General features: G+C 70.7%; 29 protein-coding genes. 15 read left to right on the forward strand and 14 right to left on the reverse strand.

Annotation, left to right across the window (positions count from 1 at the left end):
- Positions 1-103: 103 nt before the first annotated feature.
- Both AA23TX_RS03350 and AA23TX_RS03355 read left to right on the forward strand, forming a co-directional pair.
- Complete coding sequence (locus AA23TX_RS03350; RefSeq protein ID WP_155541114.1) at positions 104-862, forward strand: SOS response-associated peptidase; 759 nt, start codon at positions 104-106, stop codon at positions 860-862.
- Complete coding sequence (locus tag AA23TX_RS03355) at positions 859-1,467, forward strand: alpha/beta hydrolase family protein (protein ID WP_155541115.1); 609 nt, start codon at positions 859-861, stop codon at positions 1,465-1,467. Before AA23TX_RS03350 ends, AA23TX_RS03355 begins: the two co-directional genes overlap by 4 nt.
- A gap of 9 nt (positions 1,468-1,476) precedes the next feature.
- Here the strand turns inward: AA23TX_RS03355 and ybaK are convergent, their stop codons facing one another.
- On the reverse strand, positions 1,477-1,953 hold the full coding sequence (gene ybaK / locus AA23TX_RS03360) for a Cys-tRNA(Pro) deacylase (protein ID WP_155541116.1): 477 nt from the start codon (positions 1,951-1,953) through the stop codon (positions 1,477-1,479).
- 193 nt (positions 1,954-2,146) lie between these two features.
- Between ybaK and AA23TX_RS03365 the strand changes: the two genes are divergently transcribed.
- Together AA23TX_RS03365 and rsrA are read left to right on the forward strand one after the other, a co-directional pair.
- Complete coding sequence (locus AA23TX_RS03365; protein WP_155541117.1) at positions 2,147-2,770, forward strand: sigma-70 family RNA polymerase sigma factor; 624 nt, start codon at positions 2,147-2,149, stop codon at positions 2,768-2,770.
- The gene (gene rsrA / locus AA23TX_RS03370) at positions 2,767-3,087 is read left to right on the forward strand and encodes a mycothiol system anti-sigma-R factor (protein WP_155541118.1); all 321 of its coding nucleotides are present in this window, start codon (positions 2,767-2,769) and stop codon (positions 3,085-3,087) included. The genes AA23TX_RS03365 and rsrA overlap by 4 nt, the downstream gene beginning before the upstream one ends.
- Before the next feature lie 64 nt (positions 3,088-3,151).
- Here the strand turns inward: rsrA and AA23TX_RS51205 are convergent, their stop codons facing one another.
- Positions 3,152-3,226, reverse strand: coding sequence for a 50S ribosomal protein bL37 (locus AA23TX_RS51205; RefSeq protein WP_371827656.1), 75 nt, complete (start codon positions 3,224-3,226; stop codon positions 3,152-3,154).
- A 101-nt stretch (positions 3,227-3,327) separates the two neighbouring features.
- On the opposite strand from AA23TX_RS51205, the gene AA23TX_RS03375 reads away from it, so the two are divergent.
- Positions 3,328-3,540 (forward strand): biotin/lipoyl-binding carrier protein, encoded by a 213-nt coding sequence (locus tag AA23TX_RS03375; RefSeq protein WP_155541119.1) that lies wholly within the window; start codon positions 3,328-3,330, stop codon positions 3,538-3,540.
- 2 nt (positions 3,541-3,542) lie between these two features.
- Positions 3,543-5,063: a sensor histidine kinase gene (locus tag AA23TX_RS03380; protein WP_155541120.1), complete on the forward strand. Its 1,521-nt coding sequence runs from the start codon at positions 3,543-3,545 to the stop codon at positions 5,061-5,063.
- A gap of 311 nt (positions 5,064-5,374) precedes the next feature.
- Here AA23TX_RS03380 and AA23TX_RS03385 read toward each other — a convergent pair whose 3' ends face one another.
- Positions 5,375-5,629, reverse strand: a complete 255-nt coding sequence (locus AA23TX_RS03385; protein WP_072481920.1) for a WhiB family transcriptional regulator — start codon at positions 5,627-5,629, stop codon at positions 5,375-5,377.
- A gap of 274 nt (positions 5,630-5,903) precedes the next feature.
- On the reverse strand, positions 5,904-6,830 hold the full coding sequence (locus tag AA23TX_RS03390; protein ID WP_155541121.1) for a diacylglycerol/lipid kinase family protein: 927 nt from the start codon (positions 6,828-6,830) through the stop codon (positions 5,904-5,906).
- Between the two features lie 325 nt (positions 6,831-7,155).
- On the opposite strand from AA23TX_RS03390, the gene AA23TX_RS03395 reads away from it, so the two are divergent.
- Positions 7,156-7,626 carry a hypothetical protein gene (locus tag AA23TX_RS03395; protein WP_155541122.1) on the forward strand — a complete coding sequence of 157 codons (471 nt, stop codon included), beginning with the start codon at positions 7,156-7,158 and terminating at the stop codon, positions 7,624-7,626.
- A 62-nt stretch (positions 7,627-7,688) separates the two neighbouring features.
- Here the strand turns inward: AA23TX_RS03395 and AA23TX_RS03400 are convergent, their stop codons facing one another.
- On the reverse strand, positions 7,689-8,171 hold the full coding sequence (locus AA23TX_RS03400) for a GNAT family N-acetyltransferase (protein ID WP_155541123.1): 483 nt from the start codon (positions 8,169-8,171) through the stop codon (positions 7,689-7,691).
- Position 8,172: 1 nt separating this feature from the next.
- Positions 8,173-8,763, reverse strand: a complete 591-nt coding sequence (locus AA23TX_RS03405; protein ID WP_155541124.1) for an acid phosphatase — start codon at positions 8,761-8,763, stop codon at positions 8,173-8,175.
- Positions 8,764-8,846: 83 nt separating this feature from the next.
- On the opposite strand from AA23TX_RS03405, the gene AA23TX_RS03410 reads away from it, so the two are divergent.
- On the forward strand, positions 8,847-9,320 hold the full coding sequence (locus AA23TX_RS03410; protein WP_155541125.1) for a hotdog fold domain-containing protein: 474 nt from the start codon (positions 8,847-8,849) through the stop codon (positions 9,318-9,320).
- Here the strand turns inward: AA23TX_RS03410 and AA23TX_RS03415 are convergent.
- Positions 9,317-9,985, reverse strand: coding sequence for a hypothetical protein (locus AA23TX_RS03415; RefSeq protein ID WP_155541126.1), 669 nt, complete (start codon positions 9,983-9,985; stop codon positions 9,317-9,319). The two genes, AA23TX_RS03410 and AA23TX_RS03415, sit on opposite strands and share 4 nt — an antisense overlap.
- Before the next feature lie 136 nt (positions 9,986-10,121).
- Between AA23TX_RS03415 and AA23TX_RS03420 the strand changes: the two genes are divergently transcribed.
- A complete protein-coding gene (locus tag AA23TX_RS03420) occupies positions 10,122-11,732 on the forward strand; it encodes a GMC oxidoreductase (RefSeq protein ID WP_155541127.1) in 1,611 nt (536 codons plus the stop codon).
- On the opposite strand, the gene AA23TX_RS03425 is transcribed toward AA23TX_RS03420, so the two are convergent.
- From AA23TX_RS03425 to AA23TX_RS03435, 3 genes are all read right to left on the reverse strand, one after another.
- Entirely contained in the window at positions 11,722-12,156 is a 435-nt protein-coding gene (locus AA23TX_RS03425) for a MarR family winged helix-turn-helix transcriptional regulator (protein ID WP_155541128.1), read from the reverse strand. The genes AA23TX_RS03420 and AA23TX_RS03425 overlap by 11 nt on opposite strands.
- The gene (locus tag AA23TX_RS03430) at positions 12,153-12,626 is read right to left on the reverse strand and encodes an SRPBCC family protein (RefSeq protein WP_230862322.1); all 474 of its coding nucleotides are present in this window, start codon (positions 12,624-12,626) and stop codon (positions 12,153-12,155) included. Before AA23TX_RS03430 ends, AA23TX_RS03425 begins: the two co-directional genes overlap by 4 nt.
- A gap of 66 nt (positions 12,627-12,692) precedes the next feature.
- Complete coding sequence (locus AA23TX_RS03435) at positions 12,693-13,298, reverse strand: dTDP-4-dehydrorhamnose 3,5-epimerase family protein (protein ID WP_155541129.1); 606 nt, start codon at positions 13,296-13,298, stop codon at positions 12,693-12,695.
- A gap of 356 nt (positions 13,299-13,654) precedes the next feature.
- Between AA23TX_RS03435 and AA23TX_RS03440 the strand changes: the two genes are divergently transcribed.
- Positions 13,655-14,836 (forward strand): NAD(P)-dependent malic enzyme, encoded by a 1,182-nt coding sequence (locus AA23TX_RS03440; protein ID WP_155541130.1) that lies wholly within the window; start codon positions 13,655-13,657, stop codon positions 14,834-14,836.
- 51 nt (positions 14,837-14,887) lie between these two features.
- Here AA23TX_RS03440 and AA23TX_RS03445 read toward each other — a convergent pair whose 3' ends face one another.
- Positions 14,888-16,303 carry a bis-aminopropyl spermidine synthase family protein gene (locus AA23TX_RS03445; RefSeq protein ID WP_155541131.1) on the reverse strand — a complete coding sequence of 472 codons (1,416 nt, stop codon included), beginning with the start codon at positions 16,301-16,303 and terminating at the stop codon, positions 14,888-14,890.
- Between the two features lie 187 nt (positions 16,304-16,490).
- Between AA23TX_RS03445 and AA23TX_RS03450 the strand changes: the two genes are divergently transcribed.
- From AA23TX_RS03450 to AA23TX_RS03465, 4 genes are read left to right on the forward strand one after another with little or no spacing between them, the layout of a single operon-like run.
- Positions 16,491-17,576, forward strand: coding sequence for an ABC transporter ATP-binding protein (locus tag AA23TX_RS03450; RefSeq protein WP_155541132.1), 1,086 nt, complete (start codon positions 16,491-16,493; stop codon positions 17,574-17,576).
- A complete protein-coding gene (locus AA23TX_RS03455) occupies positions 17,573-18,241 on the forward strand; it encodes an ABC transporter permease (RefSeq protein ID WP_155541133.1) in 669 nt (222 codons plus the stop codon). The genes AA23TX_RS03450 and AA23TX_RS03455 overlap by 4 nt, the downstream gene beginning before the upstream one ends.
- On the forward strand, positions 18,238-18,921 hold the full coding sequence (locus tag AA23TX_RS03460) for an ABC transporter permease (protein WP_155541134.1): 684 nt from the start codon (positions 18,238-18,240) through the stop codon (positions 18,919-18,921). The genes AA23TX_RS03455 and AA23TX_RS03460 overlap by 4 nt, the downstream gene beginning before the upstream one ends.
- Complete coding sequence (locus AA23TX_RS03465; RefSeq protein ID WP_155541135.1) at positions 18,918-19,802, forward strand: ABC transporter substrate-binding protein; 885 nt, start codon at positions 18,918-18,920, stop codon at positions 19,800-19,802. The genes AA23TX_RS03460 and AA23TX_RS03465 overlap by 4 nt, the downstream gene beginning before the upstream one ends.
- On the opposite strand, the gene AA23TX_RS03470 is transcribed toward AA23TX_RS03465, so the two are convergent.
- Positions 19,799-20,401, reverse strand: coding sequence for a LysE family translocator (locus AA23TX_RS03470; protein ID WP_155541136.1), 603 nt, complete (start codon positions 20,399-20,401; stop codon positions 19,799-19,801). The two genes, AA23TX_RS03465 and AA23TX_RS03470, sit on opposite strands and share 4 nt — an antisense overlap.
- A gap of 65 nt (positions 20,402-20,466) precedes the next feature.
- On the opposite strand from AA23TX_RS03470, the gene AA23TX_RS03475 reads away from it, so the two are divergent.
- Positions 20,467-21,174: a class I SAM-dependent methyltransferase gene (locus AA23TX_RS03475; protein WP_155541137.1), complete on the forward strand. Its 708-nt coding sequence runs from the start codon at positions 20,467-20,469 to the stop codon at positions 21,172-21,174.
- Here AA23TX_RS03475 and AA23TX_RS03480 read toward each other — a convergent pair.
- A complete protein-coding gene (locus AA23TX_RS03480) occupies positions 21,171-22,151 on the reverse strand; it encodes an LLM class flavin-dependent oxidoreductase (protein WP_155541138.1) in 981 nt (326 codons plus the stop codon). The genes AA23TX_RS03475 and AA23TX_RS03480 overlap by 4 nt on opposite strands.
- Positions 22,152-22,159: 8 nt before the next feature.
- The gene (locus tag AA23TX_RS03485) at positions 22,160-22,678 is read right to left on the reverse strand and encodes a GNAT family N-acetyltransferase (RefSeq protein WP_155541139.1); all 519 of its coding nucleotides are present in this window, start codon (positions 22,676-22,678) and stop codon (positions 22,160-22,162) included.
- Positions 22,679-22,704: the final 26 nt, after the last annotated feature.

Consider the following 22,704-nt stretch of genomic DNA (forward strand, 5'->3'; position numbering starts at 1 on the left):
GTGCACCGGTGCCCACCCGAATGATCCCACGTCGCTCGCCAGGGCCCTGGCCTGCGTGTAACGATGGCGTCCAAGATGTATCCGGCGGGCGAGGAGGTTGGTCATGTGCGGCCGCTACGCCGCCACGAAGGACCCGGCGAAACTGATCGAGGAGTTCGAGGCGATCGACCTCACCGAGGGGCACGCGCGCGCCGACCACAACGTCGCGCCGACGAAGAACGTCGTCACGGTCGTGCAGCGTCACCCTCGTGACGACGAAGGCCAGGTCCTCGAGGACGAGCCCGCCGTGCGTTCGCTGCGGATGATGAAGTGGGGCCTGGTGCCGTTCTGGGCGAAGGACCCGTCGGTCGGCTCGCGGATGATCAACACGCGCGCCGAGACGGCCGCCGAGAAGCCCGCCTTCCGCCGCGCGCTGGTGTCCCGCCGCTGCTTAGTGCCCGCCGACGGCTGGTTCGAGTGGCGCCGCACCGGCAAGGAGAAGGAGCCGTTCTACATGACGGAGCCGGACGGCTCCTCGATCGCGTTCGGCGGCATCTGGGAGAGCTGGCACCCGAAGGACGACAAGGACGCGGCGCCGCTGATCACGTTCTCGATCATCACGACCGACGCCGCCGGCCAGCTCACCGACGTCCACCACCGGATGCCGCTGATCGTGCCCAGGTCCCATTGGGACGGCTGGCTCGACCCGGACCGCGAGGACGTCAAGGACCTGCTGGTGCCGACGCCCGACGACATCGTGGCGTCGCTGGAGCTGCGGCCGATCTCGACCCTGGTCAACAACGTCCGCAACAACGGGCCCGAGCTGCTGGAGCGGGTCGACCCGGCGCAAGAGGGCGCCCTCTTCGACGCGCCGAAGTCATGACCGCCCTCGCGATCGAAACCGCGTACGGCCCGGCCCGGGTCTACCTGCACTGCGCCGAGGAGGGCGTGGCGGTGCTCATGCTCGGCCACGGCGCGGGCGGCGGCCTGGGCGCGAAGGACCTGGTCGCGGTGACACGGGCGGCGCAGACGGCCGGCGTGCACGTGGCGCTGGTCGAGCAGCCGTACCGGGTGGCGGGCCGCCGCGCGCCGGCCCCGGCGAACCAGCTGGACACGGCGTGGCTGACGATCGCGGACGAGCTTTCGGAGCGCTTCGACGCGCTGCCCCTGGTGTTCGGCGGCCGTTCGTCGGGGGCCAGGGTGGCCTGCCGGACGGCGTCGGCCGGGCAGGCGGTGGCGGTGCTGTGCCTGGCGTTCCCGGAGCACCCGCCGGGCAAGCCGGAGAAGACGCGCCAGCCGGAGCTGGACGCGGTGGAGGTGCCGGTCCTCGTGGTGCAGGGGGAGCGGGACCCGTTCGGGCGCCCGAAGGCGGGACCGCACCACGAGATCGTGATGGTCGACGGCGACCACAGCCTGTCGAAGGACCTGGAGACGGTGTCCCGGGCGGCGACGGAGTGGCTGTCCCGGGTGCTGCGCCCGCTGGCCTGAACCCGCTGGTCAGGCCGCGATCGGCGCCACCACCGCCGCCGTGAGCCGGATCAGCTCGCCCGGGGCCAGCTCGACTTCGAGGCCCCGGCGTCCGGCCGAACAGAACACCGTCTCGAACGTCGGAGCCGAGGCGTCGATCACCACCGGCAGCCGGCTCCGGTGGCCCAAGGGTGAGATCCCGCCCAGCACGTACCCCGTGGCCCGCTGGGCCGCCGCCGGGTCCGCCATCTTCGCCTTCTTGCCCCCGGCCGCGGCCGCCAGCGCCTTGAGATCCAGCTGTCCCGTGACCGGGACCACGCCCACCACCAGACGGCCGTCCACCTCGGCGACCAGCGTCTTGAACACCCGGGCGCGCTCCAGGCCCAGTGCCTCCACCGCCTCCAGGCCGTACGACTCCGCTCGCGGGTCGTGGTCGTACGCGTGCAGTGTGTGCGCCACTTTCTGCTTCCCCAGCAGCGCCGTCGCCGGGGTGCCCTTGCCAGCCATGGGCCGGAGTCTAGGGAATGCCCGCACCCCCCGATCGGTTGTACGGGACGTGACACCAACCCTCGCCACCACACGCTCTCGCAGCCGCCGCCGCCTTGAGGCACCGGCGAACCGCGGTGTGCCCGGCCCCCGCGTAAACTCGACGTCGCCGTATGCGCGCACGCGCATCGACGCCGAGCGGGAAGGGAACGGTTTGCCGAGCACGCAGAACCCAGCGTCGGAAGAAGCGACCGAGGCCGAGCGCGCCGAGCGCTTCGAGCGGGACGCGATGCCACTGCTCGACCAGCTGTACTCGGCCGCGATGCGGATGACGCGCAACCCCGCTGACGCCGAGGACCTGGTCCAGGAGACCTACCTGAAGGCGTATGCCGCTTTCGCGTCCTTCAAGGCGGGCACGAACCTCAAGGCGTGGATGTACCGCATCCTCACCAACACCTACATCAACGGCTACCGCAAGCGGCAGCGGCAGCCCGTGCAGCAGCCCACCGAGGAAATCACCGACTGGCAGATCGCCAAGGCGGAGAGTCACACCTCCGTGGGGCTGCGTTCGGCCGAGGTCGAGGCGATGGACAACCTGCCCGACACCGACGTGAAGGCCGCCCTGCAGAAGCTGCCCGAGGAGTTCCGGCTGGCCGTCTACCTGGCCGACGTCGAGGGCTTCGCGTACAAGGAGATCGCCGAGATCATGGACACGCCCATCGGCACCGTGATGTCCCGCCTGCACCGAGGCCGCGCCCAGCTGCGCGACCTGCTCGCCGACGTCGCGCGTGAGCGCGGCTTCATCCGGGGGGCCAAGGAAGAGGTGGCCGGGCGATGAACGACATGTGCGAAGGCGCTTCGGACAAGGTCCGCTGCGAAGAGGCGCTCGCCGACATCTACCTGCTGCTCGACCGCGAGTGCAGTGCCGAGCGGGACGCCGCGTTGCGCGCCCACATCGAGGACTGCCCGCCGTGCCTCGAGGAGTACGGCATCGACGAGCACCTCAAGCAGCTGCTGGCCCGCAAGTGTGGCGGTGACCACGCCCCGGCCGAGCTGAAGAGCCGGCTGCGCGCGTCGATCCGCCAGACCGTCGCCACCCGCGGTGGCGTCACGGTCGAACGCACCGAGGTCACCATCGAGCAGCGGTCCGAATAGCGCCCGAGCACGACAAAGGCCCCCGCGCAGGTGTGCGGGGGCCTTTTGCGTGCCGACGCCGGGTTCAGGAGTTGGGCTTACCGCCGTGGTTCGCGCTGTTCTTCTTCCGGCTGCGACGCTTGCGGGCGCGCTTCGACATGTTCACTCCTCGTCGTCAAAGCTGGTCAACCTCTCAAGTGTGTCATGACGTCCCGTTCTGGTTGGATGGGGTGGCCGGGCGAGCGCGAGGAGGGGTGCCGGATGGCCGAGATCAGGGCCGAAATGGTCGGCACCGTGCTGCAGGTCGTCGCCGAGCCGGGCGCCACGCTGAACGCCGGTGACACCGTGCTGATCCTGGAGTCGATGAAGATGGAGCTGCCCGCCGTGAGCGCGAAGGCGGGCACGCTGACCAGCCTCGCCGTGGCGAAGGGCGACCGCGTCCAGCAGGGCGACGTCCTCGGGACGGTCGAGTAACCGTGTCGACGCTCGCCGAACTGCTCGCCGACAACACCGGCCTCCCCGGGGAGGCCGCGGACCACCTGCAGACCGTCGTCGCGGAGTGGCAGCTGCTGGCCGACCTGTCCTTCGCCGACTTCCTGCTCTGGGTCCCGGTGACCGAGGAACTGCAGCCGGACGGCGGCGACTTCGTCTGCGTCGCGCACGCGCGGCCGACGACGGCGCCCACCGCGCACCCCGAGGACGTCGTCGGCACCCGGTTCACCGTGGAGGAGCACCCGCAGCTGGCGAAGGCCATGCGCGAGGCGCGGATCTGCCGTGAAGAGGACCCGCACTGGTACCGCGACCTACCGATGCGGCGCGAGGCGATCCCGGTGCGGTTCCACGACGACGTCGTCGCCGTGATGAGCCGCGAGACGAACCTGGCCGCACCTCGGGTGCCTTCGCCGCTGGAGATCGCGTACCTGGGCAGCGCCGGCGACCTGTGCCAGATGATCGTCGACGGCACGTTCCCGCCGAGCGGCACCAACGCGACCGACACGCACACCTCGCCGCGGGTGGGTGACGGGCTGATCCGGCTGGATTCGAGCGGCACCGTCGTGTTCGCCAGCCCGAACGGGCTGTCCGCCTACCACCGGATGGGGCACGAGTCCGACCTGGTCGGCACCCGCCTGGCGCCGCTGACGCGGTCGCTGATCCGCGACCCGTTCGACGCGACCGAGGTGTCCCACCGGATCATCGAGGCGCTCGACGGGAAGCCGTCGAGCCGCACGGAGGCCGATTCGCGGCGCGGCGCGGTGGTGCTGTTCCGCGCGCTGCCGCTGCGGCCGGCCGGGCAGGCGGCGGGCGCGCTGGTGCTGGTCCGCGACGTGACCGAGGTCAAGCGCCGCGACCGGGCGCTGCTGTCGAAGGACGCGACGATCCGGGAGATCCACCACCGGGTGAAGAACAACCTGCAGACGGTGGCCGCGCTGCTGCGCCTGCAGTCCCGCCGGACGTCGTCGGAGGAGGCGCGGCTCGCGCTGGCGGAGTCGGTGCGCCGGGTGACGTCGATCGCGCTGGTGCACGAGGCGCTGTCGATCTCGGTGGACGAGCGCGTCGACCTCGACAAGCTGCTCGACAACGTGCTCCCGATGGTCGGCGAGGTCGCCACGGCGGAGTCGCAGGTCGGGCTGAAGCGGAAGGGCTCGTTCGGGGTGGTGGTCGCGGAGATCGCGACGCCGCTGGTGATGGTGCTGGCCGAGCTGGTGCAGAACGCCATCGAGCACGCGTTCCCGGCGGGCCGGTCGGGCAAGGTCGAGCTGATCGTGGAGCGCTCGGCCCGCTGGCTCGACGTCGTCATCCGCGACAACGGGCGCGGCCTGCCGGCGGGGTTCTCGCTGGAGCGTTCGGACGGCCTGGGCCTGCAGATCGTGCGGACGCTGGTGGAGTCCGAGCTGCGCGGCTCGCTGTCGCTGCGGAAGGTGCACGCCGAGACGTCGTCCACCCGGGTGACGGGTACCGAAGCGGCGCTGCGCATCCCTCTTTCGAGGCGCTTGTAGACCGTCCTGTTTGGACTTGATCACCGCCGGGCATATCCGTCTCGGTGGACGTGATCGGGTGCGGATCGCGGGAGGGAACCGGCGGCGGGGAACCAGGAGACGTTGAAGGCCCGGCACGTGGTGCTCGTGTGCCGGGCCGTTCAACGTTTTCGAGGACTTGAAGTCCTGGTGAGGTTTCAGCACACCCGTCGTGGGGCGGTTTCACCTCGGTTGTTAAACTTGAGCTGGGTAGGTATCACCCCAGACGGCGTGGGCACGAAAAATGCCCGCCGGGTGATTTTTCCTACTCGGCTCGGTGGATCTTGGTGAAATCAGGCGTTGGTACGCGTGCCAATGTGCGTACGGCGGCGCTTGAGCGCGCGTCGCTCGTCTTCGCTCATTCCGCCCCACACGCCGGCGTCCTGGCCGCTGGCCAAAGCCCAGGCCAAGCAGTCGGAAGCGACGGTGCAGCGGTGGCACACGGCCTTCGCCTGAGCTACCTGCGACAGAGCAGGACCGCTGGTTCCCACCGGGAAGAACAGCTCGGGGTCCTCGTCTCGGCAGGCCGCGTCGTGGCGCCAGTCCATGTTCGTGAGCTCCTTCATAGGGCGCGGGAGGGCCGCGCCACAGTCGTCAATGGCGGTCGTGTTCTTGGGTGCTTGTGAATGCTTTCACGAAGCACCGCGTTCGACAAGGGTTTCTTGAAGATCGGTGAGTCAGGTCACCCGGCCGAGCGACCCCTCTGACCTGCGGTTTCTCTCCGAAACAGCCGCCCGAAGGGAAGGCTGATGCGCTGAGTGGAGCTTCTGCGTCGACGAACGGCAGATTGCACTTTGCCGCAGGCGATCAGCGGTCCCGTCGTCACACGATTACCGTGAGTGCACTGGGGACACTGAAGAATTCCACTCGGGTCCGCTGGCCGACGAGGTCGCCGTCCACCTGGAAGTTTACCGGTTCAGCAGCGTCGATGCGGATCATCGGCACGTCGTCGTGACGCACGAGACGTTTCCCTTTTTGGTTGCTCTTCGTAGCCAAAGCACGCCGTACATGCTTGAACACCGTGGGCAACCCCAGACCGTTCAACGCGAACAGACCCAATCCCGTCTCGAACGAGCAACCCGGGTTGAGGTGGATCGGACGCTGGCCCAGGTAGCTCCACGGATCGGTGTTCGACACGAAAGCGGTCAGCGCTTCGGTGGGCTCTTCACCCGGGACGCGGATGGTGAGGGCCGGCCGGCCCAGCGGCGGCCGGAAGTAGGAGCGGACGGCGGCCCTCATGTAGAGGCCCGCGGTCGTCTGCTTGCCCCGGCGCTTCGCCACGCGGCCGACGACGTCGGCGTCCCAGCCGAGCCCGGAGTTGAAGGTGAACCAGTGGCCGTCGGCCAGGCCGAGCCCGACCCGGCGCGAGCGGTCGTTCTCCAGCGCGTGGAGCAGCTGGTGAGTCGCTTCGACCGGGTCCGAGGAGATGCCGAGGGCGCGCGCGAACACGTTGGCCGAGCCGCCGGGGACGACGCCGAGCGCGGGGACCCGCCCGATCTGGGTCGGGTCGCCATCGGAATCGGCCAGGAGACCGTTGACGACCTCGTTGACCGTGCCGTCGCCGCCGTGCGCCACGACCAGGTCGATCCCGTCCCGCGCGGCCGAGCGCGCGATGGCCATGGCGTGCCCGCGGTAGTCCGTTTCGACCACGTCGAGCTTGACCTGGCTGGCGAGCGCGTGCGCCAGGACGTCCCGGCCACCGGCGGTGGTCGAGGTGGCCTGGGGGTTCACGACGAGGATTGCGCGCACTACCGCAGGGTAGGTGACGCCCACCGCCCCGAGAACCTCTCGACGGCGCAAGGTGACCGGAAGCACCGGTCGTGGCGACGCTCCGAACCGCACCTGTGACCCTGTGCCGGGCGGCCCTCCTTCGTGTGACGAGTGTCCGCTCGTCGTGACAAGTGCACCCGGGCCGACCGCCCGCTCATCGACGACACCTGAATTCTCAGCGCCCGGGCGGTCCCGCGAAAACGGCCGACCGGGTGGCATACGATCGAATCAGCTCACGCACGGTGACCCGCCCTGGTCGAGTCCACTGTGCTCCCGCGAAAAAGACCTCCGGAAGGCTGTCGCAGTGAAGCTCTCGCCCGCTCCCCGTGAGGTCCGGCTGGCCGGCGTGGTCACCGCGGTGCCGTCGCTCGCCCTGCTGGTGTTCGGGGTGGTGGTGCTGGTGAACGGCCTGGGCTCGCCCGCGCAGCCGGGCAACAACGTCTACGTCGAGTCGGGGACGTTCATCGTGGTGGCGCTGGCGTTCCTGGCCGCGTCGGGCGGGCTGGTCCTGGGGCAGACGTGGGCGCGTTCGCCGGGGGTGGTGATCGCGCTGATCGTGGTCGGCCTGGGCTGGTACCTGCTCGGCCCGTCGGGCGAGCCGGCGTGGGGCGTGCCGATCGCGTTGTTCGGCATCGCGACGCTGGTGCTGCTGTTCCGCGCCCCGTCCCGGGCCTGGGCGTTGGGCCTGCGCGAAGGCGAGACGGAGACGGAAGCCGCCGAACGCGGCGGGCTGGCCGGCCGCCGCGCCGAGCGCGAAGGCCACGAAGAGGATTGAGCACGTGGTGGTCGTGAGTGAGAAACAGTGTTCTAACCCAGTTTCTCACTCACGACGGCTGGTCAGGCCTGGGCGGCCAGCGCCTTCAGGGGTTCGTCGGTGAGGCGGTTGACCGTCCATTCGTCCATCGGGACCGCGCCGAGGGCCTTGTAGAACTCCGTCGCCGGGTTCCAGTCCAGGACGGACCACTCGAGCCGCGCGTAGCCGTTCGCGACGCACTCCGCGGCCAGCGCCGCCAGCAGGGCCTTGCCCAGGCCGGACCCGCGGTGGGACGGCAGGACGAACAGGTCCTCCAGGTAGATCCCGTGCACGCCGCGCCAGGTCGAGTAGTTGAGGAACCACACCGCGAAGCCGGCGATCTCGCCGTCCACTTCGGCCACGTGCCCGAACAGCTTCGGCGCGTCGCCGAACAGTGCCTCGTGCAGCTGCGGAGCCGTCAGGTGGCACTCGTCCGGGGCACGCTCGTAGTCGGCCAGCGCGTACGCCAAGCCGACGGCGGCCTCGACGTCGTCGGGCCGGATCCGGCGGATGCGGTCGTCGGGCACGTCAGTCCTCCAGGGCGGGCGGCAGGTTGAGGTGTTCGATCTGGGGTTCGCCGCGCTCGTCGCCGAGCACCGCGATGCCGGCCGCGTCGAGTCCGAAGTGGACGCCCGCGGTGGCGGGCAGGCCGATCCAGCGGGCCACCAGCACGCGGCTGAAGTGGCCGTGGCCGACCAGGATCACGTCGCCGGCTTCGATGTCTTTCCGGGCGCGCGCCAGCACGCGGTCCGCGCGGTCGGAGACCTCCGCAGCGCTTTCGCCGCCGGGGATCGGGTGGGTCCACACGGTCCAGCCCGGCACGGTCTTGCGGATCTCCGGCGTGGTGATGCCCTCGTACTCGCCGTAGTCCCATTCGGACAGGTCCTCGGTCACTTCGTCGACGCGCAGGCCGGCCAGCGCGGCGGTCCGCAGCGCCCGGGTCCGCGGGCTCGACAGCACGAGCGACGGCCCGCCGACGAGGCTCCGGAGCGTGCCGCCCGCGGCCAGCGCCTGACCTTCCCCGGCCGGCGTCAGCGGGATGTCGGTGCGGCCGGTGTGCCGCCCGTTCACCGACCATTCGGTCTGGCCGTGCCGGAGGAGGAAGAGACGGTTCGCCACACGGGCGAATATATCCGGCGGTTTGCGTGGCGGCCGGTCGTCTGCTTGGCTACTGAGCAGTAGCTTAGCTGGAGGAGACCCCGATGTCCGACACGCCGACGTTCGCGCTGTGGCACAAGCTGGCCGCGAAGCCGGGCGGGAAACAGCTGTTCAGCGCCGCGATGTGCCTGCGCGTGCCGTACTTCCGCACGGTGCTGCCCTCGGTGCGCGAGCTGCGGCCGGGCCACTGCGAGGTCACCGCGCCGAAGTGGTGGGGTGTTTACAACCACATCCACACGTTCCACGCGATCGCCGCCTGCAACCTCGCCGAGATCGCGATGGGCATGCTCGCCGAGGCGACGGTCCCGGCGACGCACCGCTGGCTGCCGAAGGGCATGAACGTCCAGTACGTCGCGAAAGCCGAGACGGGCCTGCGCGCGATCGCGTCGCTGCCCGCGCTGCCGGAGTTCGGCGACGAAGGTGCGGAGATCGACGTCCCGGTGACCATTTCGGACTCGCGGGGCAAGCCGGTGGTCACCGGGACGATCACGATCTGGGTGACGCCCAAGAGGCGTTAAAGCGGCTTGTACTGCACGTACGTGGTTTGGTAGAACGCGTTCTCGCCGGACGGCGACGGCAGGCCCAGGCGCCGGTCGACGAGCTTGCCGAGCGGGCCGCAGCCGTGGGTCGCCGGGAGGGCGAGGTCCGAGTCGACGACGCCGAAGAACGCGGTCTTCGGGTTGTCCGAGATCAGCCGCGGCGGCACGGCCGGGTCGTCGTGGACGACGGTGTGCAGGGGCGCGGACGCCGAGCCGATGCCGCAGTCCTCGCGCAGCAACGGGTGCCGCAGCACGGCGTAGACGTCGAGCTCGCCGCGGCGCTCGTCGTTGCTCTGGAAGTCGGAGTGACCGCCGTAGCGCAGCTGGATCGTCGTGCCGGCCAGGCCGGGAACGCTCACGGGAGCGTGTCGCAGCGAGCCGAAGACCTGCGCGTACTGGCCGTTCACCCGGCCTTCGCTGAAGGTCAGCCGCATCTCCCCGAGCGGGATCTCCTTGCCGTCGATCGTCAGTTTCCCTTGCGAGACAAAGGCTTCGCAACGCCACGTGCCCGGGTCGGCGTTCGCGGGCGGTGCCGGGCAGTCCGTGAAGTCGAACGTCGGCAGCTCGTCGGCGGACGCCGCCCCTGGCATGACCGCCAGTGCGGCGACGGCGACCGCGGCCGCCCCCAGTGCGAGAAGTTTCATGGCCGTGAGCCTGCTCGTCCCGCGCGGACCGGACATCCGGGATCGCCCCCAGGGGACACCCGAGATTTCCCTCGATCGAGTGAAACACGTTTCATTTAGTTAACGCCGTTTACTGACCTCGGGCATGCTCGGGACCATGTCTGCGTTCTCCCGCCGCCGGTTCCTCGGCCTCGCCGCCCTGAACTCCGCCGCCGCCCTCGGGCTGACCACGGTCTCGACGCGGCCCGCCGCCGCGTCGCCGCTCCCGGAGTACGCGCCGGCGGTGGTCGTCGGCACCGGCTACGGCGCCGCCGTCACGGCCCTGCGGCTCGGCGAGGCCGGGATCCCGACGCTGATGCTCGAGATGGGCAAGCTGTGGACCACGCCCGGTGCCGACGGCAAGGTCTTCTGCCCGATGCTGAACCCGGACGAGCGCGCGATGTGGTTCAAGGACCGGACCGAGGCGCCGCTCGCGTCGTTCCTCTGGCTCGACCTGGCCAACCGCGACATCGGGCGCTACGCCGGCGTGCTCGACCGGGTGAACTTCGGCGACATGGCGGTGTACCTCGGCCGCGGCGTCGGCGGCGGGTCCCTGGTCAACGGCGCGATGGCCGTGACGCCGAAGCGGTCCTACTTCGAGGAGATCCTCCCGCGCGTCGACGCCGCCGAGATGTACGGCAAGTACTTCCCGCGGGCGAACGCGGCGCTGGGCGTCAACGTCGTCGACCCCGGCTGGTTCGAGACGTGCCGGTCCTACCAGTACGCCCGCGTCTCGCGGAAGGCCGCGGGCCGGGCCGGGTTCGGCACGGTGTTCGTGCCCAGCGTGTACGACATGGACTACCTGCGGCGGGAGGAGGCGGGCGAGGTCCCGCGCTCGGCGGACGCGTCCGAGGTCATCTACGGCAACAACCACGGGAAGCGCTCGCTCGACAAGTCCTACCTGGCCGCCGCGCTCGGCACCGGCAAGGTGACCATCGAGACGCTGCGCGAGGTCCGCGAGATCCTCCATCAGCCCGACGGGACGTACACGCTCGTCGTCCGCGAGATCGACGAACACGGCACCGTCCTGGGCACGCGGCACGTGAACACCCGGTACCTGTTCCTCGGCGCGGGCAGTGTCGGCTCGACGGAGCTGCTGGTGCGCGCCCGCGACACCGGACGCCTCCCCGGCCTGGGCGAAGCCGTCGGACGGGGCTGGGGCACCAACGGCAACGTCATGTGCGGCCGCGCCAACCACGTCTGGGACACCACCGGCAGCCTGCAGTCCGGCATGCCCGCGCTCGGCATCGACAACTGGGCGGACCCGGTGCACCCGGCGTTCGCCGAGATCGCGCCGGTGCCCGCCGGCCTCGAGACCTGGGTCAGCCTCTACCTGGCGATCACGAAGAACCCCGAACGCGGCCACTTCACCTACGACGCCGCGAGCGACTCGGCGAAGCTGCACTGGACGGCGTCGCAGGGGCAGCCGTCGATCGACGCCGCGAAGGCGCTGTTCGACAAGGTCAACCGGGCGAACAGGACGATCTACCGCTACGACCTGTTCGGCGACACCCGTGCCTTCGAGAACCGCTTCACCTACCACCCGCTGGGCGGGCTGGTGCTCGGCGAGGCGACGGACGACTACGGCCGCGTGAAGGGCTACCGGAACCTGTACGTCACCGACGGCTCGCTCATCCCGGGCAGCACCGGCGTCAACCCGTTCGTGACGATCACGGCGCTGGCCGAGCGCAACATCGAGCGCGTCCTCGCCGAAGACCTCAGGGGCTGAGCTTCGCCAGCGAGTCGACGAACCCGTCGTCGGCGGCTTCGAAGAAGGACGCGTCGGCGGCTTCGACGTCCTTCAGGGCCTTTGCGACCAGGTCCAGGCCGGCCTGGGTGATTTCGAGGCGCTTCGCGCGCGCGTCGGCCGGGTCGTCGGCGCGGGCGAGCAGGCCACGTTCGGCGAGCTTGCGGACGACCTGGCTGGTCATCATCGTGTCCGTGCCGGCCTGCTCGGCCAGCTGTCGCTGCGTGGGTGGCTCGCCCGAGCGGGTGAGCCACCACGTCGTGGTCAGCAGCACGAACTGGACGTGCGTGAGGTCGTGCGGGGCCAGCGCGGCCCGCATCGCCCGCTGCCAGGCCAGCGTCACGCGCCACAGCAGGAAGCCGGGGCTGCGGTCGGGGCCGGGCAGGCTGGACTCCGGGGCGGTCATACTCGTGATCCTGCCCTTCGGGGGTTCCGGGTGGCGGAGCCCCCGGCCTGGGGCGAAGCCCCGGATGTCTCAGCCTCAGCGAGGCGCGCAAGCGCTTGCATCGCCTCCGGAGTGTCCGACGTGACCTGCTCACCGAAGCCCTCGGGCCCGTCGATCGTGACGCGATAAGTGATGCGCGTGCCGCCGTCGACGTCGGTCAGGACGTGCTCGAACCGCAGGTGGGCGTCGGGCAGGCGAGTCTCGTCGGTGAAGCTCCGGCCCTCGGTGACCTCGGTCAGTGTGAACGGGATCGGCGGCATCCCGTCCATCGTCATGGTGCCGCTGGTCCCGGCGGTGAACGGGCCGTCGATGGCCACCGAGCGCACGCCGGCGTCCCACTCGGGCCAGCGGGCGGTGTCGGCCCAGAGCGGCCAGATCGCGGCGGCGGGGGCGGTCGAGGTCTCGCTGTGCTCGTACTCGTAAGGTGCCATGCGGGCAGACTATATGCGCGCATATTAACTGCGCAAGGGGTCACGCGGACCCGGTCGTGCGCTGAGTCAGTGCGCCGAGCGCAGCTTGTCGTAGTAGGCGACGCAGTCCTGGTAGGACGGCAGCAGGCCCTGCTCCTGGGCTTCGGCCAGCGTCGGCGCCGTGCGGTCCTTCTCGGACAGGATCGGCTCGATGTCCGCCGGCCAGGGCAGGCCCAGTGCCGGGTCGAGCGGGGTGATGCCGTGCTCGCCCGTGGGGTTGTACGGCTCGGAACACAGGTAGGCCATCACCGTGTCGTCTTCGAGGGCGATGAAGCCGTGTCCGAGACCTTCGGCGAGGTACGCCGAGTTGAACCGCTCGGAGTCGAGCCGGACGGCGTCCCACGTGCCGAAGCTCGGCGAGCCGACGCGGAGGTCCACGACGACGTCCAGCAGCGAGCCGCGTGCGCAGTAGATGTACTTCGCCTGGCCGGGGGGCGTGTCGGCGAAGTGGATGCCGCGGATCGCGCCGCGCCGGGACACGCTGTGGTTCGCCTGGGCCAGCCGCAGGGGGTGCCCGGTCGCCTCGCGCAGGACGCCCTCCTGGAAGGGGGCGACGAACAGGCCTCGCTCGTCGGGGAACGCCCGGGGGGAGAACTCGAAGGCGTCCGGGACGCTCAGCCGGCGGAATTCCATGGCGTCACCATATCGGGCGCTTAAAAAACCGAACGGACGTCTTGGCAATTGCCGGAATAGGGGTCCGATGTGACATCAGCCGCACCGAGGGGTCACCTTCCGGACCGGACCTGTCACACTGACTGGACCGCCGCGTCCGCGGCCATCGCCAGACCCACGGCACCGATGGCCGACGTGACGCCTCGCCGACAGGCCGGCGCTACCGCGCTGGGCTGCCGTGCCGGGAACAACCACGGTTTCCCCTGTAGCCGTGGTCCCGTCTCGCATGCCCAGGAGAAATTCCAGTGACCCAAGTCCGATCCGCGAGTTCCGTCATTCCCACTGGGGGAATGACGGAAACGACGACAGGAATCCCCATGAGCGACCCCACCGGCGCCGGAGCGCCGGTCACCGACGAAGAGATCTTCACCGGGCACGAGGGCGGCAAGCTCTCGGTGGCGGCCACCCGCCCGATTGCCAGCCCGCGTGACCTTTCGATCGCGTACACCCCGGGTGTGGCGAAGGTGAGCCGCGCGATCGCCGAGGACGCGGCCAAGGCCAAGCGGTACACGTGGGCGGACCGGCTCGTCGTCGTGGTGAGCGACGGGACGGCGGTGCTGGGCCTCGGCGACATCGGCGCCAGCGCGTCACTGCCGGTCATGGAGGGCAAGTCGGTCCTGTTCAAGACCTTCGGCGGGCTCGACTCGATCCCGCTGGTGCTCGACACCACCGACGTCGACGAAATCGTCGAAACGATGGTGCGGCTGCGGCCGTCCTACGGGGCCGTCAACCTGGAGGACGTCTCCGCGCCGCGGTGCTTCGAGCTGGAGGACAAGCTCAAGCAGGCGCTGGACTGCCCGGTCATGCACGACGACCAGCACGGCACGGCGATCGTCACGCTGGCCGCGCTGCGCGGCGCCAACCTGGTCCTCGACCGGGCGATCGCCGACCAGCGCGTGGTCGTCTCCGGCGCCGGCGCCGCGGGTGTCGCGTGCGCGCGGATCCTGCAGGAGGCCGGCATCGGCGACGTCACCGTCCTCGACTCGCGCGGCATCATCCACGAGGGCCGCGACGGCCTGAACCCGGTCAAGGAACGCCTGGCCGCGACGACGAACAAGGCCGGCCTGAAGGGCGGCCTCGCCGAGGCGCTCGAAGGTGCCGACGTCTTCCTCGGCCTGTCCGGCGCGACGATCGACGAGACGCTGCTCGGCCGGATGGCGGGCGGTGGCATCGTGTTCGCACTGTCCAACCCGGACCCGGAGGTGCACCCCGAGGTGGCGGCGCGCTACGCGTCGATCGTGGCCACCGGGCGCAGCGACTTCCCCAACCAGATCAACAACGTGCTGGCGTTCCCGGGCGTGTTCCGCGGCGCGCTGGACTCCGGCGCGCGGGCGATCACCGAGGGCATGAAGCTGGCGGCCGCCGAGGCGATCGTGTCGGTGGCGATGGATGACCTGGGCCCGGACCGCATCGTCCCCTCGCCGCTCGACCCGCGCGTCGCCCCCGAGGTCGCGGCCGCGGTGGCGAAGGCCGCGGAAGCGGACGGCGTCACGGCCTGACGTTGGTCCGAAGGGCGGCACTTTCACGGAAAGTGCCGCCCTTCGGCGTGTTCAGAGCAGTTCGGTGAGGCGGTGGCGGGGGACGTCGACCAGGCGCAGGTCCGTCAGGTCGCCGGGGACGTCGAGCGAGACGTTCGCCAGCCGGGCGTGCGCGCGCGTGAGCACCTCTTCCTGGTTTTCGACGGCGTCCGCGACCACCACCGCGTGCCGGTTGTCCGGCGTGCTGCGCAGGTACCGCAGCGCGTATTTCCCGCGGATCAGCTCCGAAAGCGCCGTCTGGGACCGTTCGTCCGCCAGGTCCGGGTGCGCGTTCGGCACCAGCAGCGCCAGGCGCCGGGCGTTCGTGCCCAGCAGGACGCGCAGCAGCCACGGGCCCGGGTCGGCCGAGAGGTCCATCGCGACCGCGTCGCCCTCGGGCCCGGAGATCGACCAGTCCACCGGCCGCGTCTCCGGCGAAAGCCCGCCCGAGACGGCGATCTCCTTCAGCTTCTCCAGCAGTGCCGGCTTCGTCCCGGACGCCTCCACCGACTGCGGCCCGTGGGTGTAGATCGCGGACTTCCCCTTGGCGCCACGCATCTTCTTGGCCTTCGCCGTCGGCTGGCAGACGTACAGGTCCGCCGCGCTGCCGATCGCCTGCGCCCCGAAGTAGCGGTTGAAGTCCGGCAGGATCGCCTCGAACGTCAGCCCGAGCGTGGCCAGCGAACGCTGCACCTGCGCGCCCAGCGCGGGGTGGCGCGGGCTGTAGCCGTACGCGAACAGCAGCCGTCCCTCGGACGGCTCCCGCAGCGCCTGGACGCCGCGCGCCGCGAACAGGCCCATGCCCTCGGGCGTGTACGGCGGGTCGCTGAACACCAGGTCGAAGCCGCCGTTGAAGGCCGGCGGCAGGCCGACGCGCAGGTCCGCGTGGGCGGTGGCGATCTCGCGCCCGCCGCGCTCGTCGAGGTAGGCCAGCACGCGCTCGTCGAGGTCGACGACGGTCAGCGACGCCGCCGGGCAGACCGCGCGCACCGCCAGCGACGTCAGGTCGTGGTCGCCGAGGAACAGCAGCCGCGCCGACGCGAGGTCGTACCGCGCGTCCAGCCACAACGCGCGGCGCAGCACCGTCTCCGGCGTGGCCTGCACGTGGTCGAGCGCGGCCAGCGGCGGCGGGACCTCCGCGACCCACTCGGCGACCTTCGGCAGCAGCTCGTGGGTCGCGACGGCTTCGTCGAGCGGGTCGGCGTAGCGCGGGGTGCTGTACTGCAGGTACGACGCCGCGACGCCGGGGGAGAGCCGCAGCCGGTCGCCGCTGCGGTCGAGGTCGTCGCCCAGGGCCGCGAGGACGTCCTCGACGCTGCGCCGGGGCGCCGTGCTCAGCCGCACCAGCTCGCCGAGGTCGTGGTCGCCGGTGCGCAGGAGGTCGATGACGCGGTGCAGCGGGCGGACGCCGACGCCGTGCGCGGCGAGGACATCGTCGAGTGCCTTCACAGGCTCTGAGCGTAGTGAGGCTTGTTAAGCCGTCGGCCGCCGCATGACAGCTGCGCCGACCAGTCGGCCCGCGCGCGGGAAGCGGCGGCCTGACCAGAACAAGCCTCAGTCACCACCTGCCGGAACACCGTGCCAACCGTCGCCAACTCGGCTACGGTCGATTGCACCGGACATGGGGAGTGGGCAAGTGACCATCGAATTCCGCGACGTGACCAAGCAGTATCCCGATGGGACGGTCGCCGTCGACAAGCTGAACCTGACGGTCGAGGACGGCACGATCACCGTGTTCGTCGGCCCGTCCGGCTGCGGCAAGACGACGTCGCTGCGGATGATCAACCGGATGATCGAGCCCACCGGCGGCCAGGTGCTGCTCGACGGCAAGGACGTCGCCGAGGGCGACCCGGCGCTACTGCGCCGCGGCATCGGCTACGTCATCCAGCACGCCGGGCTCTTTCCACATAGGACGGTCCTGGACAACATCGCCACCGTGCCCCTGCTGTCCGGCTGGGACAAGGCGAAGGCGCGCAAGCGGGCGGCCGAGCTGCTCGAGACCATCGGCCTGCCGGTCGAGGTCGGCAAGCGGTACCCGGCCCAGCTCTCGGGTGGCCAGCAGCAGCGCGTCGGCGTCGCCCGCGCGCTCGCCGCGGACTCGCCGGTGCTGCTGATGGACGAGCCGTTCTCCGCGGTCGACCCGATCGTGCGCGAGGACCTGCAGAACGAGCTGCTGCGGCTGCAGTCGCAGCTGGGCAAGACCATCGTGTTCGTCACCCACGACATCGACGAGGCCGTCCGGCTCGGCGACAAGGTCGCGGTGATGCGCGTCGGCGGCAAGCTCGCCCAGTACGGCACCCCCGCCGACGTCCTGCGCCACCCGGTGGACGACTTCGTCGCGTCGTTCGTCGGCCGCGACCGCGGCTACCGCGGCCTGTCCTTCCTCTCCGCCGAGGGCGTCGAGGTCAAGGAGATCGAGCTGGTCGAGATCGGCTCCCCGGTCGCCGCGAGCGACGGCTGGCGGCTGGGTGTCAACACCGACAAGCAACCCCGCGGCTGGCTGCGCCCGAACTCCACAGTGGACGGCGCACTGTCCGAAGACGACCTCGTCGCCGGTGGTTCCCTGTGGGTCCACGGGACGCCGATCCGCGGCGCGCTCGACGCCGCGCTGTCCTCGCCCGCCAGTCTCGGCGTGGTCGTCGACGAAGACCACCGTGTGCTTGGTGGCGTCGTCGCGAGACAGGTATTGGACGTGATCGAGGCGACGCCCCAGGCGTCATGAGCTTCTTCGACGAGCTCGGGCAGTACCTGAGCAGCGCGAACACGCGCGTCGAAATCCTCGGTGACCTGGGCGACCACATCTACCTGGCCCTGCTCCCGCTGGTCCTGGGCATCGTCCTCGCGATCGCGGCGGGCTGGCTCGGCCACCGCTGGCGGCCCGCCCGGCAGGTGCTGATGGTGCTGGCCAACCTGCTCTACACGATCCCGTCGCTGGCGCTGTTCGTCGTCATCCCCGGCCTGATCGGGTCGAAGATCCTCGACAGCGTCAACGTCGTCGTCGCGCTGACGATCTACACCACGGCGCTGCTGGTCCGCCCGGTCCTCGACGCGCTCGACGCGGTGGCGCCGTCGGTGATCGCCGCCGCCACCGCCGTCGGGTACAAGCCGGTGCGCAAGTTCTTCGCCGTCGAGCTTCCGCTGTCCGTGCCGGTCCTCGCGGCCGGCGTGCGGGTGGCGTCGGTGAGCAACATCAGCCTGGTCAGCGTCGGTGCGCTGATCGGCACCGGCGGCCTCGGTGTCCTGTTCACCGACGGCTTCCAGCGTGAGTACTTCTCGCCGATCGTCGTCGGCATCGTGCTGACGCTCCTGCTCGCGCTGGTCGTCGACCTGGTCCTGGTGGGGATCCGGAACCTGCTGACGCTGTGGGAAAGGGTGGCTGTCGCATGATCACCGACCTCTTCCACTGGTTCGGCGACCCGGCGCACTGGTCGGGCCCGGACGGCGTCCCGCAGCGGCTGCTGGAACACCTGGGCTACGTCTTGCTGTCCTTGGTGATCGCGTTGGTCATCGCTGTCCCGCTGGGACTGTTCGTCGGGCACACCGGACGCGGCGGTGTCGCGTTGGTGAGCGCGGGCAACGCGATCCGCGCGCTGCCGACGCTGGGGCTCGTGACGTTCCTGTTCCTGCTCTTCACCGAAAGCGTCACGTCGACGATCATCGGGCTCGTCGTGCTGGCCGTGCCGCCGATCCTGGCCGGCACGTACGCCGGGCTGCAGGCGACCGACCACGGCGTGGTCGACGCCGCCGAGGGCGTCGGGATGACCGGCTGGCAGCGGCTCTGGAAGGTCGAGGTCCCGATCTCGCTGCCGCTCGTGCTCGGCGGCATCCGCAACGCCGTGCTCCAGCTCGTGGCGACGGCCGCGGTGGCCGCGTACGTCGGACTCGGTGGCCTGGGCCGGTTCCTGCTCGACGGACTGGCCATTTTGGACTATTCCGAGGTGATCGCGGGCGCGTTGCTGACGACGTTGCTCGCCATCGTCCTGGATCTGCTCTTTTCGTTGCTGAACCGGGCTTTGGTGCCGCGGGGCGTCCGGCTCGCGGCGGCCGTGAAGAAGGTGACGGCGTGAAACGGCTGGTCGTGGTGCTTGCTCTGGTCCTGGCCGCCGGGTGCGGCAACCCGCTGGCGGGCGGCGGCGAGGGCGGCGCGTCCGGTGACATCATCATCGGCGCGTCCGACGTCGGGGAAAGCCTGCTGCTGGCCCAGATCTACGCCGGCGCGCTTCGCAACGCCGGCGCCACGAACGTGACGGTGCGGCCGCCGGTCGGCAGCCGCGAGGTCGTCGTCAAGGCGCTGCAGGACAAGTCGCTGTCGGTGGTGCCGGACTACAGCGGGAACCTGTTGCGCTACTTCGACAAGGAGACGTCCGCGACGACGTCCCAGGACGTCTACGCGCAGCTGAAGCAGAAGATCCCGGCCGGATTCGAGGTCCTGGACCAGGCGCCGGCCGAGGACAAGGACCTCTTGGTCGTCGGGGCGCAGCTGGCGGCCTCGGGCGTCAAGACGTTCTCCGACCTGGGGAAGCGCTGCGGCGAGCTGGTGTTCGGCGGGCCGGGCCAGTGGAGCAGCCGCTGGAAGGACCAGATCAAGAAGCTGTACGGCTGCGAGTTCAAGGAGATCCGCACGACCGACACGGGCGGGCCGGTGACGGTGGCGGCGCTGAAGTCGGGCGACGTCCAGGTGGCGGACCTGTTCAGCACGTCGTCGACGATCGCGGCGAACGGGTTCGTGCCGCTGGTCGACGACAAGAACATGTTCCCGGCGCAGAACATCGTCCCCCTGGTGGCGCGCGGAACGCTGTCCCCGTCCGAAGTGGCCGCGCTGAACCGCGTCTCGGCGGCGCTGACGACCGAGCAGCTGACCGAGCTGAACGTCGAGTTCACCGAGAAGAAGCGCAACCCGCTGGACATCGCCGAGGACTTCCTGGCGCGCAACAACCTGAAGTCCTAGTCCAGGGCGAGCTTGACGCCGAGCCCGATGAAGATGCCCCCGGTGGCGACCTCGATGCGCCGCTGGTTCTTCTTCCGGCGCACCCACCCGCCGACGCGGCCGGCGAGCACCCCGACGGCGCCGTCGACGAGGAACTCGAACACGATCATGATGGCGCCGAGGACCGCGAACTGCAGGGCCACGTGCCCTCGCGCGGGGTCGATGAACTGCGGGAGGAAGGCGATGGTGAAGGTGACCATCTTCGGGTTGAGCAGGTTGGTCAGCAGGCCGCTGAGGTAGGCGCGGTCGCTCTTCCGCTCGACGAGCGGCTTCCGGTTCCGGATGGCTTGCACGCCGAGGTAGATGAGATAAGCGGCCCCGGTGATCCGGACGACGGTGAAGGCGACGGGAACGGCGGCGAAGAGAGCGGCGAGGCCGGCGGCGGCGACGGCGACGTGGATGGCTTCACTGGTGGCGACCCCGGCGGTGGCGAGCAACCCGGCTTTCGGGCCGCCGCGCATGCCGCAGCCGAGGATGAAGAGCATGTCCGGGCCCGGGGTGACCATCGCGACGATGGTGGTGAGGACGAAGGCCAGGAGGAGGTGCGGGTCGACCGGCATGCCCCGATCCTGACACGCGGGGCGGAGTGGACGAACTTGTTTTCCGCTCCCGGCGCGCTGCCACGATGGGGTGCGTGGCCACTGACTACGACACCTTCGCCGAGGCGTATGCCGCCGAGAACGAGACCAGTCTGCAGAACGCCTATTACACGCTGCCCGCCGTCCTGGACCTGGCCGGGAACGTCGCCGGGCGGCGGGTCCTCGACGCCGGCTGTGGCTCCGGGCCCCTCGCCGCCGCACTGCGGGAGCGGGGCGCCGCCGTGTCCGGCTTCGACGCCAGCGCCAAGATGGTCGAGCTGGCCCGTCGGCGTCTCGGACCCGATGCCGACCTCCGCGTCGCCGACCTGGGCGAACCCCTGCCTTACCCCGACGGCGCCTTCGACGACGTCGTCGCGGCCCTCGTCCTGCACTACCTCGAGGACTGGACCGCGCCGCTCGGCGAGCTGCGGCGCGTGCTCACGCCCGGCGGCCGGCTGATCGCGGCCGTCAACCACCCGTTCCTCTACAAGCTCATCCATCCCGAAGGTGACTATTTCGCGACCGTCCGGTGGTCCGAGGAGTACACCTTCGACGGCCGGGAGACCGTCCTGACCTACTGGCACCGGCCGCTGCACGCGATGACCGACGCCTTCACCGCGGCCGGCTTCCGCACCGCCGTCGTCAGCGAACCGCCGTTCGCGCCGGAGGCCCGGGACCTGTTCCCCGACGAACTCGCGGGATTCCCATCGGGGGCCTTCCTGGGCTTCCTGTTCTTCGTCCTCGAGGCCGCCTAACGACGTAAGGCCGCCGCGACCAGGCCGGCGTCCTCGATGCCCCGCTCCGGTGGCTCCTCCGGCAGCGGCAGCAGCACCACCGAGCCGCTGCCGGCCTCGTGCAACGCGCGAACCGCGGCCACGCACTCGTCCACATCGCCGCACACGGCCAACCGCGACAGCCACGAAGGATCCAGCCCGGCCGCCAGCTCGTCCACAGTGGACGCCGAGTCCACCAGCTCCAGCAGCTCCGAAGCGAACGGCAGCCCCTCGACCTGCACGCGCGCGCCGGGGGTCAGCGACTCCGCGATCGTCACCCGCGCTCGATCGGGGTCACCCAACGCGAGCCAGTTGTACGTCACCAGGGTGTGGCGCGGTGGGGCACCTTCGGCCGACCGCCCGGCGGCGATCCCCGTCAGCGCCGTTCGCACGAACTCCGGCGGCGCGGGCTCGGCGAGGATCGTCCCGTCCGCCGACGATCCCGCCACGGCCAGGGACTTCGGGCGGCGCACTCCCGCCAGCACCGGCGGCACGACCGCAGGCGGGAACACCAGCTCGACCTCGTCCAGGTCGACGTGCCGGCCCCGCACCGACACTCGGTCTCCCGCCAGCAGACGGCGGACCGCGACCAGCGTCTCCTCCAGCGCCGCCAGCGGCGAGGCCGGGTACGCGCCGATCTGGCGCATCCACGACGCCACCCCGTGGCCCAGCCCGCCGATCAGCCGGCCCGGGTGCAGCTCCGCCAGCGCCGCCAGCTCCATCGCCGCGATCGCCGGGTTGCGGGCCACCGCCGGCAGGACGCCGATGCCCACCTTGATCGTCGACGTCACCGCCAGCGCCGTCGCCACCGTGGCGATGCCCGCCGCCCAGAAACAGTCCTCGACCAGCCAGACCTCGTCGAGACCGGCGGCCTCCGCCTGGCGGGCCAGCTCGACCAGCTTGGCCGGCGGCTGCTCGCGGTTGATCCGGACGCCGACGGACGAGCTCGGTACGTACATGCAACTCCTCAGATCCGGGAGAACGCCGGCGCGTACTCGAACGCGCCCGCCTGCGTGGGTTTGTAGCCGGTGAGCGTGCGGGCCTGGAAGTGCTTGCCCCAGGCCGGATCCGGCGCCGCGATCGAGAGCGTCGACGCCGTGACGAAGCCGAACCGCGCGTAGTACGCCGGGTCGCCGAGCAGGACGACCACGCCGTACCCGAGCGCGTCCGCCGCGCCGAGCGCCGCGTGCACCAGCGCCGACCCGACGCCGACGGCCTGGTGCCCGGGCAGCACGCCGAGCGGCCCCAGCCCGACGGCCGACGTCGTGTCGTCGCCGATGCGGGCCCGGCTGCAGCACACGTGCCCGGCGAGCTCACCGTCGCGGACGGCCACCAGCGACAGCGCGTCGAGCAGGTCGCCGTCCGCGCGCAGCTCGTCGACCAGGGGTGCTTCGACCGGGGTGACGCCGGGTTCGCGCCGGAAGGCCTCGCTGTGGATCGCGTACACGGTGGTCCGGTCGGCGGGCGTCTCGCGGCGGATCAGCATGTCCGCCACCTTGCCTCGAACCGGTC

Origin of the sequence: Amycolatopsis camponoti, assembly GCF_902497555.1 — a bacterium.
Lineage (GTDB): Bacteria > Actinomycetota > Actinomycetes > Mycobacteriales > Pseudonocardiaceae > Amycolatopsis > Amycolatopsis camponoti.